At 67.2% G+C, this 14210-nt stretch carries 13 protein-coding genes; 7 read left to right on the plus strand and 6 right to left on the minus strand.

What is annotated here, in order from left to right; all coding sequences use genetic code 11:
• Positions 1-4: 4 nt before the first annotated feature.
• Entirely contained in the window at positions 5-1252 is a 1248-nt protein-coding gene (locus B3Z70_RS09955; RefSeq protein WP_292045431.1) for a serine hydrolase domain-containing protein, read from the plus strand.
• On the opposite strand, the gene B3Z70_RS09960 is transcribed toward B3Z70_RS09955, so the two are convergent.
• A complete protein-coding gene (locus B3Z70_RS09960) occupies positions 1249-2763 on the minus strand; it encodes an acetyl-CoA hydrolase/transferase family protein (RefSeq protein WP_292021335.1) in 1515 nt (504 codons plus the stop codon). The two genes, B3Z70_RS09955 and B3Z70_RS09960, sit on opposite strands and share 4 nt — an antisense overlap.
• 175 nt (positions 2764-2938) lie before the next feature.
• On the opposite strand from B3Z70_RS09960, the gene B3Z70_RS09965 reads away from it, so the two are divergent.
• The 3 genes from B3Z70_RS09965 to recO all read left to right on the plus strand — a co-directional run bounded on the left by B3Z70_RS09965 (position 2939) and on the right by recO (position 4887).
• Positions 2939-3550: a flavodoxin family protein gene (locus B3Z70_RS09965; protein ID WP_292021333.1), complete on the plus strand. Its 612-nt coding sequence runs from the start codon at positions 2939-2941 to the stop codon at positions 3548-3550.
• A 76-nt stretch (positions 3551-3626) separates the two neighbouring features.
• A complete protein-coding gene (locus tag B3Z70_RS09970) occupies positions 3627-4109 on the plus strand; it encodes a nuclear transport factor 2 family protein (RefSeq protein ID WP_292021331.1) in 483 nt (160 codons plus the stop codon).
• Positions 4110-4155: 46 nt separating this feature from the next.
• Positions 4156-4887, plus strand: a complete 732-nt coding sequence (gene recO, locus B3Z70_RS09975; protein WP_292021329.1) for a DNA repair protein RecO — start codon at positions 4156-4158, stop codon at positions 4885-4887.
• Here recO and B3Z70_RS09980 read toward each other — a convergent pair.
• Positions 4884-6614, minus strand: a complete 1731-nt coding sequence (locus tag B3Z70_RS09980) for a cytochrome c biogenesis protein DipZ (RefSeq protein ID WP_292045433.1) — start codon at positions 6612-6614, stop codon at positions 4884-4886. The genes recO and B3Z70_RS09980 overlap by 4 nt on opposite strands.
• Positions 6615-6748: 134 nt before the next feature.
• Between B3Z70_RS09980 and parC the strand changes: the two genes are divergently transcribed.
• Positions 6749-8950 carry a DNA topoisomerase IV subunit A gene (parC, locus tag B3Z70_RS09985; protein WP_292021325.1) on the plus strand — a complete coding sequence of 734 codons (2202 nt, stop codon included), beginning with the start codon at positions 6749-6751 and terminating at the stop codon, positions 8948-8950.
• Between the two features lie 7 nt (positions 8951-8957).
• On the opposite strand, the gene B3Z70_RS09990 is transcribed toward parC, so the two are convergent.
• Together B3Z70_RS09990 and B3Z70_RS09995 are read right to left on the minus strand one after the other, a co-directional pair.
• Positions 8958-9704 carry an arginyltransferase gene (locus B3Z70_RS09990; protein WP_292021322.1) on the minus strand — a complete coding sequence of 249 codons (747 nt, stop codon included), beginning with the start codon at positions 9702-9704 and terminating at the stop codon, positions 8958-8960.
• Between the two features lie 108 nt (positions 9705-9812).
• A complete protein-coding gene (locus B3Z70_RS09995; protein ID WP_292021321.1) occupies positions 9813-10709 on the minus strand; it encodes a flagellar motor protein MotB in 897 nt (298 codons plus the stop codon).
• Positions 10710-10826: 117 nt separating this feature from the next.
• Here B3Z70_RS09995 and B3Z70_RS10000 point away from each other — a divergent pair, with 117 nt between their 5' ends.
• A complete protein-coding gene (locus B3Z70_RS10000) occupies positions 10827-11687 on the plus strand; it encodes an NAD(P)-dependent oxidoreductase (protein ID WP_292021319.1) in 861 nt (286 codons plus the stop codon).
• 4 nt (positions 11688-11691) lie between these two features.
• Here B3Z70_RS10000 and B3Z70_RS10005 read toward each other — a convergent pair whose 3' ends face one another.
• On the minus strand, positions 11692-12183 hold the full coding sequence (locus B3Z70_RS10005; RefSeq protein WP_292021317.1) for a GNAT family N-acetyltransferase: 492 nt from the start codon (positions 12181-12183) through the stop codon (positions 11692-11694).
• Positions 12180-13181, minus strand: a complete 1002-nt coding sequence (gene hemB / locus B3Z70_RS10010) for a porphobilinogen synthase (protein WP_292021315.1) — start codon at positions 13179-13181, stop codon at positions 12180-12182. Before hemB ends, B3Z70_RS10005 begins: the two co-directional genes overlap by 4 nt.
• A gap of 149 nt (positions 13182-13330) precedes the next feature.
• On the opposite strand from hemB, the gene B3Z70_RS10015 reads away from it, so the two are divergent.
• The gene (locus B3Z70_RS10015; RefSeq protein WP_292021313.1) at positions 13331-14131 is read left to right on the plus strand and encodes a class I SAM-dependent methyltransferase; all 801 of its coding nucleotides are present in this window, start codon (positions 13331-13333) and stop codon (positions 14129-14131) included.
• Positions 14132-14210: the final 79 nt, after the last annotated feature.

The raw sequence follows: 14210 nt of genomic DNA on the forward strand, positions 1-14210 counted from the left end.
TCCCGTGTTTGAAGTGCCGCGTACCGCCGGAGGACATCCCCGGCTCGTTCTGGGCGTCCTCGGGGCGCTGATCCTCGGCGCGGCGGTGTGGGCGGGCGTCGCCACGACCGTCGCCCCGAAAAGCGACGCGGCCCTGATCGCGGAACGGGCGGACGCCCCGCCGCGTCCGCCCGTCGTTGTGGTCCAGGACCTGCCGCAACTGGCCGCCCGCCTGGATCGCGAAGCGGCGGCGGGGCGCTTCATGGGCGCCGTCCTGGTGGCCAAGGGCGACCGGGTTCTGTTCCGGCAGGTGTATGGCAAGGCGAACTACGAACAGGATCGGCCGCTGAAGCTGGATTCGCGCTTTCGCCTGGCCTCGATCTCCAAACAGTTCACCGCAACGGCGATCCTGAAGCTTCAGGACGAGGGCCGGCTGAACGTCTCCGATCCGGTCTGCAAATGGATCCAGCCGTGCCCGGCGGCGTGGCAGGGTGTTCGCATCGGCCATCTGCTGTCGCATACTTCCGGCATCCCCGACCTGATGGCGCGGCCCGGCTGGGGCATGCGTCGCACGACCCCGGCCACGCTGGACGAACTGACCGAGGATTCGAAACGGTTCGGCCTCCAGTTCGAACCGGGAACCAAGGTCCAATACGACAACGCCGGCTTCAATCTGGCCGCCGCCATCGTCGAGAAGGCCAGCGGCAAACCTTTTCTGACCTATATGCGGGATGCCTTCTTCAAGCCGCTGGGCATGAAGGAGACCGGGCTGGATCTGGATGGCGGCGATCACGGCGTCATCATGGGTTACGCCAACTTCCCCGGCGGTCTGGCGGCCCAGCCGAACGCAAACACCTCTATCGTGGCGGGGGCGGGCGCCGTCTATTCGACGCTGGACGACCTCTTGGTCTGGCAACGAGCGCTGCATCGTGGATCGCTGTTGAAGCCGGCCAGCTATCAGCAGATGCTGGCCGACCACGCGCCCGCAGACACCAAACCGAACGAGCGCAGCCATCCGCGCCGCGACTGGGGTTACGGCATCTTCTCGAACCGCCTGGGCGACCAGGTTCGGCCCAGCTTCCAGGACCGCCAGATCTATCACACAGGCAGCTGGGGCGGCTTCCGCAACCTGATGCTCTATCAGCCGGATCAGGACGTGACGGTGATCGTCCTGTCCAACAATTATCACCTGCGCGATCAGGTGTTCCTGATCGCCGAGCAGGCCATGGCCGAGGCCCTGGGCCGCGACTTCCCCACGACCCTGGCGCGCTAGGTCGGCTTCATCGACCCCGTTTCGATGAAGCGCTGGTGCCAGGACAGGGCCTCGTCCAGCAGATGCGGCGACTGCAGGCCGTACGATCCCTTCAGCGCCCGCGCATAATAGTCGACCAGGGCGTCGCGATAGTCGGGGTGGGCGCAGTTGGCGATGATGACCCTGGCGCGCTGCTTGGGCGACAGGCCGCGCAGATCGGCCAGACCCTGTTCTGTGACCAGCACCTGCACGTCCTGGGTGATGTGATCGACATGGCTGGCCATCGGCACGATGGCGGAAATCTTGCCGCCCTTGGCCGTCGAGGGCGTCACGAAGCACGAGATGAAGGCGTTGCGCGCGAAGTCGCCCGATCCGCCGATGCCGTTCTGGATCCGCGATCCCATCACCTGGGTCGAGTTGACGTTGCCATAGATATCGGCCTCGATCAGACCATTCATGGCGATGCAGCCCAGGCGGCGGATCAGCTCCGGGTGGTTCGAGATTTCCTGCGGGCGCAGAATGATCTTGCCTTGGAACTGCGCCATCCGACCGTTCAGGTCGGCCGCCGCCTCGGGGCTGAGCGAAAAGGCGGTGGCCGAGGCGACGGTCAGTTTGCCGGCGTCCAGCAGGTCCAGCATCCCGTCCTGGATGACTTCGGTATAGGCGGCCATCCGCTCGAACGGACTGTCCATCAGGCCCGCCAGCACCGCATTGGCGACATTGCCTACGCCGGATTGCAGCGGCAGCAGACCGGCCGGCAGCCGCCCGACCTTCACCTCGTGCTTCAGAAATTCGATCAGATGGCCTGCGATGGCGCGCGCCGTGGCGTCGGGCGCGGCGAAGGGCAGGTTGCGGTCCGGCGCATCGGTCTCGACGATGGCGACGATCTTGTCGGGGTCGCAACGCAAGCTGGGCTGGCCGATCAACTGGTCGGGCCGGGTCAGGGGAATGGGCACGCGGTCGGGCGGCAGGGCGGTGCCGTAATAGATGTCGTGCATCCCCTCCAGCGCCGCGTTCTGCCAGCGGTTGACCTCAAGGATCACGCGGTCGGCGCGGTCCAGCCAGGTCTTGTTGTTGCCGATGGACGACGACGGCGTCAGCGAACCGTCGTCGTTGATGGCCGACACCTCGATCACCGCCGTATCCAGCGGCCCCAGCACGCCCTGCCAGACGGCGGGGGCCAGCTGGCTGAGGTGCATGTCGAGATACTCCATCTGGCCCGCGTTGATCTTCTCGCGCGCGATGGGGTCGGAGTTGTAGGGCAGGCGCAGTTCGATCCCGTCGGCCTTGGCCAGGGCGCCGTCCAGCTCCGGCCCTGTCGATGCGCCGGTCCACAGGTTCAGGCGAAAGGCGTCCCCGGCGCTGTGGGCGTCTTCGATCCGCTGGGCCAGCTGGGGCGGCACGGCCTTGGGATAGCCCGATCCGGTGAAGCCGCTCATGCCGACGGTCGAGCCGGGTGGAATCAGGGCGGCGGCGTCGTGGGCCGACATGATCTTGGATTTCAGGGCCTGGCTGCGGATACGCGATGACATGGACGGCTGGGGCTGCGGCCGGGGAGGGCCTGGGGCCGCCCGGTGCTAGTCGGGGCGACGACGGTGATCCATTCGACCTTGGTCGAGGCGACGCCTCCCGTCCATGATCTCGATCAAGGCGGGAACGCCGGATGCGGCCATCGGTTAGCTGGAGGCCCATTAAAAGGACCCGCCGATGAAAGCCCTGATCCTGAACTGCACGCTGAAGCCGTCGCCCGAGACGTCCAGCACCGAGGCCCTGGCCCAGGTGGTGATCGACGAACTGAAGAAGGGCGGTGCGGAGACCGAACTGGTTCGCCTGGTCGATCTGAACCTCAAGCCCGGCGTGAAGACCGATCAGGGCGAGGGCGACGACTGGCCCGCGGTCCACGACAAGATCATGGCGGCGAACATCGTCGTCTTCGCCACGCCGACGTGGGTCGGCCAGATGTCCAGCGTCTGTATGCGCGCCCTGGAGCGGATGGACGCCCTGTTCGAGGAGACGGACGACAGCGGCCGACCCGTCGCCTTCGGAAAGGTCGGCGGCATCGTCATCACCGGCAACGAGGACGGCGCCCACCACATCGTCGCCACCGTGTCCCAGGCCCTGATCGACATGGGGTTCACCATGCCGGCGCAAAACTGGACCTACTGGCACCTGGGGCCGGGACCGGGGCCGGACTATGTGGAGACGAACCAAGGCCACGACTACGCCGACCGGGTGGGCCGCAACGCCGCGCGCAACCTGCTGGCCCTGGCCAAGGTGCTGAAACCGGAAACCTATCCCGTGCCGGAAAGCGCGGACTAGGCGCCCGATTGCGGATTGCGGCTTGCGGCAGAGCGGTGGGGGCTTCACCCGTCTGGACCAACGAAGGGAGATCGCCATGTTGACCGCCTTGATCGCCGCCCTGGCTCTGTCACAGGCCGCGACGGCCGCCCCGACCGCCGAGGCGCAAGTGGCGTCGGTGCTGGATCGCCTGAATCAGGCCTCGTCCACCGCAGACGAAGCCACCTATTTCAGCCTGTTCGCCTCCGACGCCCGCTTCGTCGGCACGGACGCCAGCGAACACTGGACGTTGGCGCAACTGCGCGCCTATGCCGAGCCCGCCTTCAAGCGCGACAGCGCCTGGTCGTTTCCAGCGACCTCTCGAACCATCACCATCGCGCCGATCGACTGTCGCTGCATCGCCTGGTTCGAGGAAAAGCTGGCCAGTCCGTCCTATGGCGAGACGCGCGGCTCGGGCGTCATGCGCCTGATCGACGACGGGTGGAAGATCGAACAATATGTGCTCAGTTTCGCGGTGCCTAACGACAAGGCCGATGCGGTCGTGGCCCTGATCAAGGGCGAGGCGGCGCCCGCGCATTGAAGCGGAACGTATGGCCAACTTCGCGGGGCCGCGCTAAGCCGTGGCGATGGATTTCCACGAAGAAGCCTTTGTTCTGTCGGCGCGCGTCCACGGCGACACGGGCGCGGTCGTCGATCTGCTGACCGAGGGGCACGGGCGGCGTTCGGCCTATGTGGCAGGCGGGGCGTCGCGCAAGATGCGGCCCTTTCTGCAGGCCGGGGCGCGGGTTGTGGCGGACTACCGGGCGCGCACATCGGACCATCTGGGCGCGGCGCGGCTGGAGCCGGTGGGCGAGGGGCCTAGCGCCTTGTTCGACGACGCCCTGGCCCTGACCGGCCTGGCCGCCGCGGCCGGCGTAGCGCAAGGAGCCCTGCCGGAGCGCGAGCCGCATCCCGGCGTCTTCCTGGCGTTCGAGGCCCTGATGGCGGCCTTCGCCCTGCCGGACGTGTGGCCGGCCATCTTCGTGCGGTTCGAGGCCGGGCTGCTGGAAGATCTGGGCTTTGGCCTGGACCTGTCGAAATGCGCGGCGACCGGCACGGCGGACGACCTGATCTATGTCAGTCCTCGCACCGGCCGGGCGGTCAGCCGCGAGGCCGGCGCCCCCTATGCCGACAAGATGCTGACCCTGCCGCCCTTCATGCTGGGCGCCCAGGCCGGTCTGATCGAGGGTGACGTTCGGGCCGGGTTCGACCTGACCGGCCATTTCCTGGAGCAGTTCGTCTTCCACCCGCAGAACCGGCCCCTGCCGCCCGCGCGCGTATGGATGCTGGACAAGCTGGCCGAGGCGGGCCGGCTCTAGCCGAAGGTGAAGGCGAAGACCTGAACGCCGGGGTCCAGGAACTCGATCTCGAAGGTGCGTTCGCGCACCGGCCCCACCTGGCGGATCAACTGATAGAGCCTTTCACCTTGGATGCGGCCCAGGCCCTGGGCGTCGATGTCCGATCCGGCGTCGATGCCCGGCGCCGCGCCGTCGATAGTGACGCGAAAGCGAGGCATGGCGCCGGTCTGGCTGGGCCCCATGACCAGATGCAGGTCGCGCGCCTTGAACCGGAAGGCGACGCGACCGCCGGCCTTCTGCAGATCGGCGTGTTCGCGCGTAACCCGCCAGTCGCCGGCCAAGCTCCAGTCGTTCAGTTGCAACGGCGCGCCCGCATAGGTCTTGACGCCGTCGCGGGCCAAGCCGCTGGGCGAGCGGAAGTTTTCGGCGCGCGCATAACCGACATAGGTTTCGGGCGAGGCGACCTGTCCCATGTCGGCGGCGGCTTCAGCCCCGCTGGCCTGAACCCTGACCACATCGTTGGCGACGCCGGCCGCCCCGGCCTCTTTCAACAGTTGCTGGATGACACGCTCGGAACCGGCATAATCGCCTTCGCCGAAGTGGTGGTGGCGGATCTGGCCCTTGGCGTCGATGAAATAGTGGGCGGGCCAGTACTGGTTCTTGAACGCGCGCCAGATGGCGAAATCATTGTCCATCGCCACCGGATAGGCGATGCCCAGCCTCTGGATGTTCTGACGCACATTGGCCTCGGACTTCTCGAAGGCGAACTCGGGCGTGTGGACGCCGATCACCACCAGCCCCTGATCCTTGTATTTCGCGGCCCAGGCGCGGACGTAGGGGATGGAGCGGATGCAGTTGATGCAGGAGTAGGTCCAGAAATCGACCACCACGACCTTGCCGCGCAACTGCTCGGTGGTCAGCGGCGGGGTGTTGATCCATGTCGTCGCGCCGGTCAGCGGCGGCATCACGCCCTCGACGGGCAGGTCGGCTAGGTCCGTCGGCGCCGCGTTCATCGGCATGCCGCGCCCTATCCCACCCAGCAGCGCCTGTTCGATCCGGCCCGTGCTGGCGGCCGAGATGCGGGTCAGCAAGCCGGTGTCGGCCCCCAGGCCGATGACGACGACGCCGATCAGGACCAGAACACCCAGGCCCCGCCGCACCCATTCGCCGACGCCCAGCGCGCCCTTCATCGCCTTGAACACCCGCCCGCCGACCAGCAGGGCCAGGGCCAGCGAGGTGGCCGCGCCCGCCGCATAGGCCAGCAGCAGGACCGTGGTGCCGACGCCCGCGCCCTGGAGCGCGGCGCCGGTCAGGATCACGCCCAGGATCGGACCCGCACACGGCGCCCACAACAGGCCCGTGGCCACGCCTAGCAACAGGGAGGCGCGCACCTCGCCCTGGTCCCCGCTATGCCGCTCAGCCTTGTCCGTCAGCCAGGACCCCGCCGCCACGAACGGGCGCATCAGCCGGTCGCCGACCGCCGGCAGAAGCAGGCTGAGGCCCAGCACAGCCATGACCGCCAGGGCGATCCAGCGCCCCACCTCATTGGCCCGCACGGCCCAGCCCCCGCCCAGGGCCGCCAGGGTGGCGACCCCGGCGAAGGTGACGGCCATGCCGACGAGCAGAGGAAAGCCGTTCCTCAAGAACGGCCGGTCCGCCCGGGCGAACACGAATGGCAGAACGGGCAGAATGCAGGGGCTGACGATCGTCAGAACGCCAGCGAGATAGGACAGCAGGAACAGGATCATCGGACGGCCTGACGCAGAGTGAGTGACTTCATACGAACGGCGCAGGCTTTCGGTCACCTTCCGCGTCGGCTTATCCCCCAAACTGCAGCCGGGCGGGCTAGACTTATCGCTTCCGATCCCCGATTCGCAGAGCCATGACGATCCACGCCCCGCCGCCGGAAGGCGGCCGCATCATCGACGAGCCGATGGAGACGGCGCTCAGCCGCCGCTATCTGGCGTACGCCCTGTCGACCATCACCAACCGCGCGCTGCCTGACGTGCGCGACGGCTTCAAGCCCGTGCACCGGCGCATCCTGTACGCCATGCACCAGATGCGGCTGAACCCGCAGGCGGCGGCGCGCAAATGCGCCAAGGTCGTCGGTGAAGTCATGGGTGGCTATCACCCGCACGGCGACGCCTCGATCTATGAGGCCCTGGTGCGTCTGGCTCAGGATTTCGCCCAGAGGTATCCGCTGGTCGACGGTCAGGGCAATTTCGGCAATATCGACGGCGATAGCGCGGCGGCCATGCGCTACACCGAGTGCAAGCTGACGCCCGCCGCCGTCCTGCTGCTGGACGGCATCGATCAGGACGCCGTCGATTTCCGCCCTACCTACGACGATCAGGACGAAGAGCCGGTCGTTCTGCCGGCCGGCTTCCCCAATCTGCTGGCCAATGGATCGTCCGGCATTGCGGTCGGCATGGCCACCTCGATCCCGCCCCACAATGTCGGCGAACTGATCGACGCCTGCCAACTGTTGCTGGAGCGGCCCGAGGCGACGACCGCCGACCTGGTGCAACTGGTGCCTGGCCCCGACTTCCCCACCGGCGGCGTGTCGGTGGAGGGCGCGGCCTCGATCCTGGACGCCTATGAGACGGGGCGGGGCGGGGTGAGGGTGCGCGCCAAATGGATCGAGGAGAAGCTGGATCGCGGCGCCTATCAGATCATCGTCACCGAGATGCCCTATCAGGTGCAGAAGTCGCGCCTGATCGAAGCCCTGGCGGACCTGATCGAGCACAAGAAAGCGCCGCTGCTGGGCGATGTGCGCGACGAATCGGCCGAAGACATCCGCCTGATCCTGGAACCCAAGAACCGCACCATCGAGCCTGAAATGCTGATGGAAAGCCTGTTCAAACTGTCCGATCTGGAGGTGCGCTTCCCGATCAACATGAACGTGCTGGACGCCAGCGGCACGCCGCGCGTCATGGGCCTGAAGGACTGCCTGCGGGCCTTCCTGGATCACCGCCGCGAAGTGCTGACCCGCCGTTCGGAATGGCGGATCGCGCGGGTCGAGAAACGGCTGCACCTGTTGGAAGGTCTGCGGATCGTCTTCCTGAACCTGGACGAGGTCATTCGTATCGTCCGTGAAGAGGAACAGCCCAAGGCCGTCCTGATCGCGCGGTTCGGTCTGACGGAGGTTCAGGCCGACTTCATCCTCGACACCCGGCTGCGTCAGTTGGCGCGTCTGGAAGAGATGACGATCGAGAAGGAATTCAAGGAGCTGTCGGAAGAGCTCGCCAACCTGAAGGCGCTGACGTCTTCGGAAGGCAAGCAGTGGAAGGCGATCTCCAAGGAGTTGGAAGCGGTCTGCAAGGCGGTGATTTCGCCCCGCCGCACCCTGATCGCCGAGGCGGTGGATGCGTCGGCCTTCGTTGCGCCCGAGGCCTTCATCCCGCGCGAGCCGATCACCGTCATCCTGTCGGAACGCGGCTGGATCCGCGCCGCCAAGGGCAAGGTCGAGGACCCGTCCGAGCTGAAATTCAAGGAAGGCGACCAACTGGCCTATCTGGTCCCGGCCTATACGACCGACAAGCTTCTGGTCGGGGCGTCGGACGGCCGCATCTTCACCATCGGCGCCGACAAGCTGGCGTCCGGTCGCGGGCATGGCGAGCCGCTGCGCCTGATGATCGATCTGGACGAGAAGGCCGAGATCATCGCCGTGCTTGCGCATCAGCCGGGCGCAAAGCTGCTGATCGCGTCCAAGGCCGGGTACGGCTTCATCGCGCCGGAAGACGACACCCTGGCCCAGAAGCGCGGCGGCAAACAGGTGCTGAACGGCGAAATGCTGGCCATGCTGCGGGTGAATGGCGATCACGTCGCCACCATCGGCGAGAACATCAAGACGCTGATCTTCCCGCTGGCCGAACTGCCCGAGATGGGGCGCGGCAAGGGCGTGCGCCTGCAGAACTTCAAACAGGGCGGCCTGGCCGATGTCGCCGTGTTCAACGCCGAACAGGGGCCGGAATGGGCGGACGGCGGCGGGCGTCGCCGCAACTGGCCCGACTGGAAAGACTGGCTGGGCAAACGCGCGGGCGCCGGTCGTCAGGGACCGCGTGGCTTGAGGAAGTTCAGGTAGGCGGCCGTCAGGTCGCCTGATCCTCCAGCGGGATCCAGCCCAGCTTGCCCAGCATCTCCATCGGGCGGAAGTCGGCCTTGTAATCCATCTTGGCCGAACCGCTGACCCAGTAGCCCAGATAGACATAGGGCAGACCCACGATGGCGGCCTGGCGGACATGATCCAGGATGGCGAACCGCCCCAGGCTGCGCCGCTCCATCGTCGGATCGTAGAAGCTGTACACCATCGACAGCCCGTCCTTCAGCAGGTCCGTCAGGGTCACGGCGACCAGATCGCCGGGCCCGCCGTCGGTCGAAGGCAGGCGATACTCGATCAGATGGGTGCGGACGGCCGTGTCCTCGACCATGGCGACATAGTCCAGCCAGCCCATGTCGCTCATCCCTCCGGTCGGGTGGCGGGTCGTCAGATAGCGACGCAGCAGTTGGAACTGCTCGGTCGTGGCCTCGGCCTCGACTAGGCTGCGCGACAGGTCGTCGTTGCGGGCCAGCACCTTGCGCTGCGACCGGCTGAAGGCGAAGTCCGGCACGGGCAATCGCACGGACACGCAGGCGTCGCAGGCCTCGCACGCCGGGCGATAGGCGATGTTCTGGCTGCGGCGAAATCCGGCCAGGGTCAGTTCGTCGTTGACGTGGGCGCCGTCGGAAAAGGGCAGGTTGGCGAACACCTTCCGCTCGGTCTTTCCGGGCAGATAGGGGCAGGGCGCCACCGAGGTCATGAAGAAGCGAAGCTGTCGTGTCGGAACGTGCTGGGTCACGGCCTCAGGTCCGCATCCGATCTTGCCGATTTTGCGACATCAGGCTCATGGCGCGATTTGCCGTCATTCGCCGGCGGGCTGCAAGCGTCGGCGTTGCCGCCGGGCGGGTCACAGCGAGGTGTCCGTGGGCAGGACCGGCGCCTCGCGCAGCAGGACGATGGCGATGCGGCGGTTGCCGGCCAGGCTGGGATCGTCAGGATACAGCGGATCGGAACCCGCCTTGCCCGCCACCGAATAGATGCGGTCGGCGTCGACCCCGGCCGATTGCAGCACCAGACGCGAGGCGTTGGCGCGCTCGGACGACAGGCTCCAGTCCGCCGGCGCGCTGGCGCGATTGGAACCGGCCGTGGCGCTGGTGTGGCCGGTGATGGAGATGCGGTTGGGCAGTTGATTGATGACCTTGGACACCGCGCGCAGCAGGACCTGGGCGCGGGCGTTGGGGCGGGCCGAGTTGTTGTCGAACATCGACCGGCCTTCCTGATCGACCAGCTGGATGCGCAACCCCTCGGGCGTCTGGTCCACGATCAGCTGTTTGGACAGTTCGGCCAGTTCCGGCATCGACTGCATCGCCTGACGCAGGGATTCGGCGGCGCTGGCGAACTCGGCGGCCTCGCGCTTCTGCATTTCGGCCTGGAGCGCGGCGTCGCTGGCCGACGACAGGTTTGCGCTTGGCCCGGTCTGGTCGGTCGCCGGCGCCTCGGGCGCCAGTTCCTGCAGCACGGATTGCGAGCCGGAGCTTTTCGGACCGTCGTCGCCCAGCGCCGTGCCGCCCAGGATGCCGCCCGAGCCGGAGGTGGTCTCCGACACGCTGGCCGGGGCGAAATATTCGGCGATGCCGCGCTTCTGTTCCGGGTCGGTCGTGTTGATCAGCCACATCAGCAGGAAGAAGGCCATCATGGCGGTCACGAAGTCCGCATAGGCCACCTTCCACGCGCCGCCGTGGTGGCCCCCGCCGGAGACCTTCTTGACCTTCTTGATGAGGATCGGACGATCGCTCACGGACATGGATGCGCATCCCGAGGAGTGGTGTCCCATTCTGGCCCGGCAAGGTTAACCGGGCGTTGACCTTGAACCCCGGCGCGACGCGGCCTAGTCGGGCGCAAACGCTTTCAGGAGCCTGACATGAAGATCGCTTTCGCCGGCCTGGGCGTCATGGGCGCCCCGATGGCGCGTCACCTAGTGAATGCGGGCCACGACGTGACCGGCTTCAATCGCACGACCGCGAAGGCTCTGGCCTGGGCCGCCGCGACCGGCGGACGGGCGGCGGCGACAGTGGCGGAGGCGGCGCAGGGCGTGGACCTGTTCATCCTGTGCGTCGGCAATGACGACGATGTGCGCGCGGTCGTGAGCGAGGCCTTGCCGCACCTGGCCGAGGGCGCCGTCATCGTCGACCACACGACCACTTCGGCCAAGCTGGCGCGCGAGATGGCCGATCTGGCGGCGGGGCAGGGGCGCCGCTTCATCGACGCCCCCGTGTCGGGCGGCCAGGCCGGAGCGGAAAACGGTCAGCTCAGCGTCATGGCGGGCGGCGACGCCGAAGCCCTGGCCAAGGCGGAGCCCGCCCTGAACGCCTATTCCAAGGCGATCAAACACATGGGGCCGGCGGGATCGGGCCAACTGACCAAGATGGTCAACCAGATCGCCATCGCCGGCGTGGTTCAGGGGCTGGCCGAGGCGGTGCATTTCGCCCAAGTCGCGGGTCTCGACACCGACGCCGCCTATGAGGCCGTATCGAAGGGCGCGGCCCAGAGCTGGCAGATGGACAACCGCTGGAAGACGGCGGCCAAGGGCGAGTTCGACTTCGGCTTCGCGGTCGACTGGATGCGCAAGGATCTGGGTCTGGTGCTGGACGAGGCGCGGTCGAACGGCGCCAAACTGGCCCTGACGGCTCTGGTCGATCAGTTCTATGCCGAGGTGCAGGGCATGGGCGGAAACCGCTGGGACACCTCCAGCCTGGCGGCGCGGTTGCAGCCGCGCGACTGACGGTTCAGAGGCGGCGATACATGACGTGCAGCCCGACCAAGCCGTGCGTCGGGTGATCGAATGCTTCGGGCGCCGTCCCGACGATGTCGAAGCCCAGCTTTCGCCACAGGGCGACGGCGACCGTATTGGTTTCCACGACCGCATTGAACTGCATGGCCTTGAAACCGGCGTCGCGGGCGAAGACCAGGGCGGCCTCGCCCAGGGCGCGGGCCACGCCGCGTCCACGCGCCTGGGGCGCGACCATGAAGCTGCCGTTGGCGACGTGGGCGCCGTTCCCCTGCTGGTTCGGGATGATCTTGGCGGCGCCCAGCACCTGGCCATTCTCAACCGCCACCAAGGTTCCGCCCGGCGCGGGCGGCGTCCACAAGTCGCGCGCCTGCACCTCGTCCATGTCCAATGGATAGGTATAGGTCTCGCCCGCGCGGGTGACAGCCTCGATGATCGGCCAGAGCCCCGGCCAGTCGGCGTCCGTGACCGGCCGAATCTCGACGGTCATCGGCCCAGCAGCCGTGCGGCCTGCGGTGCGAAATAGGTCAGCACGCCCGCGCAGCCGGCGCGCTTGAACCCGTGCAGGGTCTCCAGAATGGCGCGATCCTGATCCAGCCAGCCATGGGCGATGGAGGCCTGCATCATCGCGTACTCGCCCGACACCTGATAGGCGAAGGTGGGCACGCGGAAGGTTTCCGATACGCGCCGCACGATGTCCAGATAGGGCATGCCTGGCTTGACCATCACCGCATCGGCGCCTTCCGACAGGTCCATGGCCACCTCCTTCAGCGCCTCGTCGGAGTTGGCGTAGTCCATCTGATAGGTCTTCTTGTCGCCCTTCAGCATGGCGGACGACCCCACGGCGTCGCGATAGGGACCATAGAAGGCCGAGGCGAACTTGGCAGCGTAGGACAGGATCAGCGTGTCCTGAAATCCGTTGGCCTCCAGCGCCTCGCGCACCGCCTGGATGCGCCCGTCCATCATGTCGGAGGGCGCCACGACGTCGGCCCCGGCGTGGGCGTGGATAAAGGCCTGTTCGGCCAGGCGGTCCAGCGAAGCGTCGTTGACGATCCGCTCGCCCTCCATCACCCCGTCGTGGCCGTGGTCGGTGTAGCAGTCCAGCGCCACGTCGGTCATGACGCCGATCTCGGGCGCCGCGTCCTTGATGGCCCGGATCGCCTCGGGGATCAGGCCGTCGGGGTCGGTCGCGCCGGTTCCGACCGCATCCTTGAGGGCGCCGTCGACGTTCGGGAACAGGGCGATCATCGGAATGCTCAGGTCGCGGGCCTCCACGGCCGCGGCGGCGGCGGCCTTTGGCGACAGGCGGAACACGCCCGGCATGGAGGCGACCGGGATACGATCATCGTCTCCGTCATGCACGATCAGCGGCCAAATCAGATCGGCGGGCGTCAGGGTGGTTTCGGCGACCAGGCGGCGCACCCAGGGGCTGGCGCGCAGGCGGCGCGGCCGGGCGAGCGGGAAGGGGGCGGGCTGATACGGAAGCATGGCGTGACCTTGCGAAATCTGGCGTGGGACTAGCGCCGCAGGGCGAACGGCGCAAATCGCGAGATGCGTCGGATCGTTTCGGTCGTGATCGCGGCTTGCGCCGATCGGTGAAATGCGGGCCTATCGCCGTCAAATCCTGGGAGATGAAGATGATCAGACGTTTGGCGGCCGGCGCGGCGGTCCTGGCCTTGGCGACCGGGCTTTCGGCCTGCATCATCGTGTCTTCGGAAGGCGGATCGCGCACCGTGGTCACCAGCGATGCGGCCATGGCGACGCCATCCAATACCGCCCTTTACGCCGATGCCGTCGCCGATCCCAGGCGTCCCGCCGAAGAGGTCGCGCGCGATGCGCTGCGTCATCCGGCCGAGGTTCTGGCCTTCGCCCAGCTCGCGCCCGGCGACAAGGTCGCCGACATTCGTCCCGGCGCCGGCTATTTCACCCGCCTGTTCTCCGACGTCGTCGGCCCGACCGGCCGCGTCTACGCCTTCGTGCCAGAGCGGACGATGGCGCGCGAGAATGCGGGCGCCGACGCCCTGGCCGCCGCTTATCCGAACGTGACGCGCGTCAACGGCCTGTTGGACACCATGACCTTCGCCGAGCCGCTGGACATGATCTTCATGAGCCAGGAATACCACGACTTCCACATCCCCGGCTTCAACACCGACGTCGCCCGGATGAACGCCGCCGCCTTCGCCGCCCTGAAGCCGGGCGGCCGCTACATCCTGATCGACCACCAGGCGGCCCCGGGAACCGGAATCTCGGCGGTTCAGACCCTGCACCGGATCGAGGGCGACTATCTGAAGCGCGAGGTCCAGGCGGCCGGCTTCGTCTATGAGGGCGAAAGCACAGCCGTCGCCAACCCGGCCGACGATCACAGCCTGAACGTCTTCGACGAGAAGATTCGCGGTCGAACCGACCAGTTCGTCTATCACTTCCGCAAGCCGGGCTGATCCAGCCCAGCTACTGAGAACCGTTATCAATTAACGGTTTGGGTCGTTTTGTCCATGTCGCGGACATGGACAAGGCGGC

The sequence above is a fragment of the Brevundimonas sp. UBA6550 genome (assembly GCF_002434505.1).
In the GTDB taxonomy this organism is placed as follows: Bacteria; Pseudomonadota; Alphaproteobacteria; order Caulobacterales; family Caulobacteraceae; genus Brevundimonas.

Bases quoted from the DNA above. Each gene is read 5' to 3' on its own strand.
- B3Z70_RS09960 (WP_292021335.1), bottom strand. From the start codon at position 2,763: ATGTCATCGCGTATCCGCAGCCAGGCCCTGAAATCCAAGATCATGTCG.
- B3Z70_RS09965 (WP_292021333.1), top strand. From the start codon at position 2,939: ATGAAAGCCCTGATCCTGAACTGCACGCTGAAGCCGTCGCCCGAGACG.
- B3Z70_RS09970 (WP_292021331.1), top strand. From the start codon at position 3,627: ATGTTGACCGCCTTGATCGCCGCCCTGGCTCTGTCACAGGCCGCGACG.
- recO (WP_292021329.1), top strand. From the start codon at position 4,156: ATGGATTTCCACGAAGAAGCCTTTGTTCTGTCGGCGCGCGTCCACGGC.
- B3Z70_RS09980 (WP_292045433.1), bottom strand. From the start codon at position 6,614: ATGATCCTGTTCCTGCTGTCCTATCTCGCTGGCGTTCTGACGATCGTC.
- parC (WP_292021325.1), top strand. From the start codon at position 6,749: ATGACGATCCACGCCCCGCCGCCGGAAGGCGGCCGCATCATCGACGAG.
- B3Z70_RS09995 (WP_292021321.1), bottom strand. From the start codon at position 10,709: ATGTCCGTGAGCGATCGTCCGATCCTCATCAAGAAGGTCAAGAAGGTC.
- B3Z70_RS10000 (WP_292021319.1), top strand. From the start codon at position 10,827: ATGAAGATCGCTTTCGCCGGCCTGGGCGTCATGGGCGCCCCGATGGCG.
- B3Z70_RS10005 (WP_292021317.1), bottom strand. From the start codon at position 12,183: ATGACCGTCGAGATTCGGCCGGTCACGGACGCCGACTGGCCGGGGCTC.
- hemB (WP_292021315.1), bottom strand. From the start codon at position 13,181: ATGCTTCCGTATCAGCCCGCCCCCTTCCCGCTCGCCCGGCCGCGCCGC.
- B3Z70_RS10015 (WP_292021313.1), top strand. From the start codon at position 13,331: ATGATCAGACGTTTGGCGGCCGGCGCGGCGGTCCTGGCCTTGGCGACC.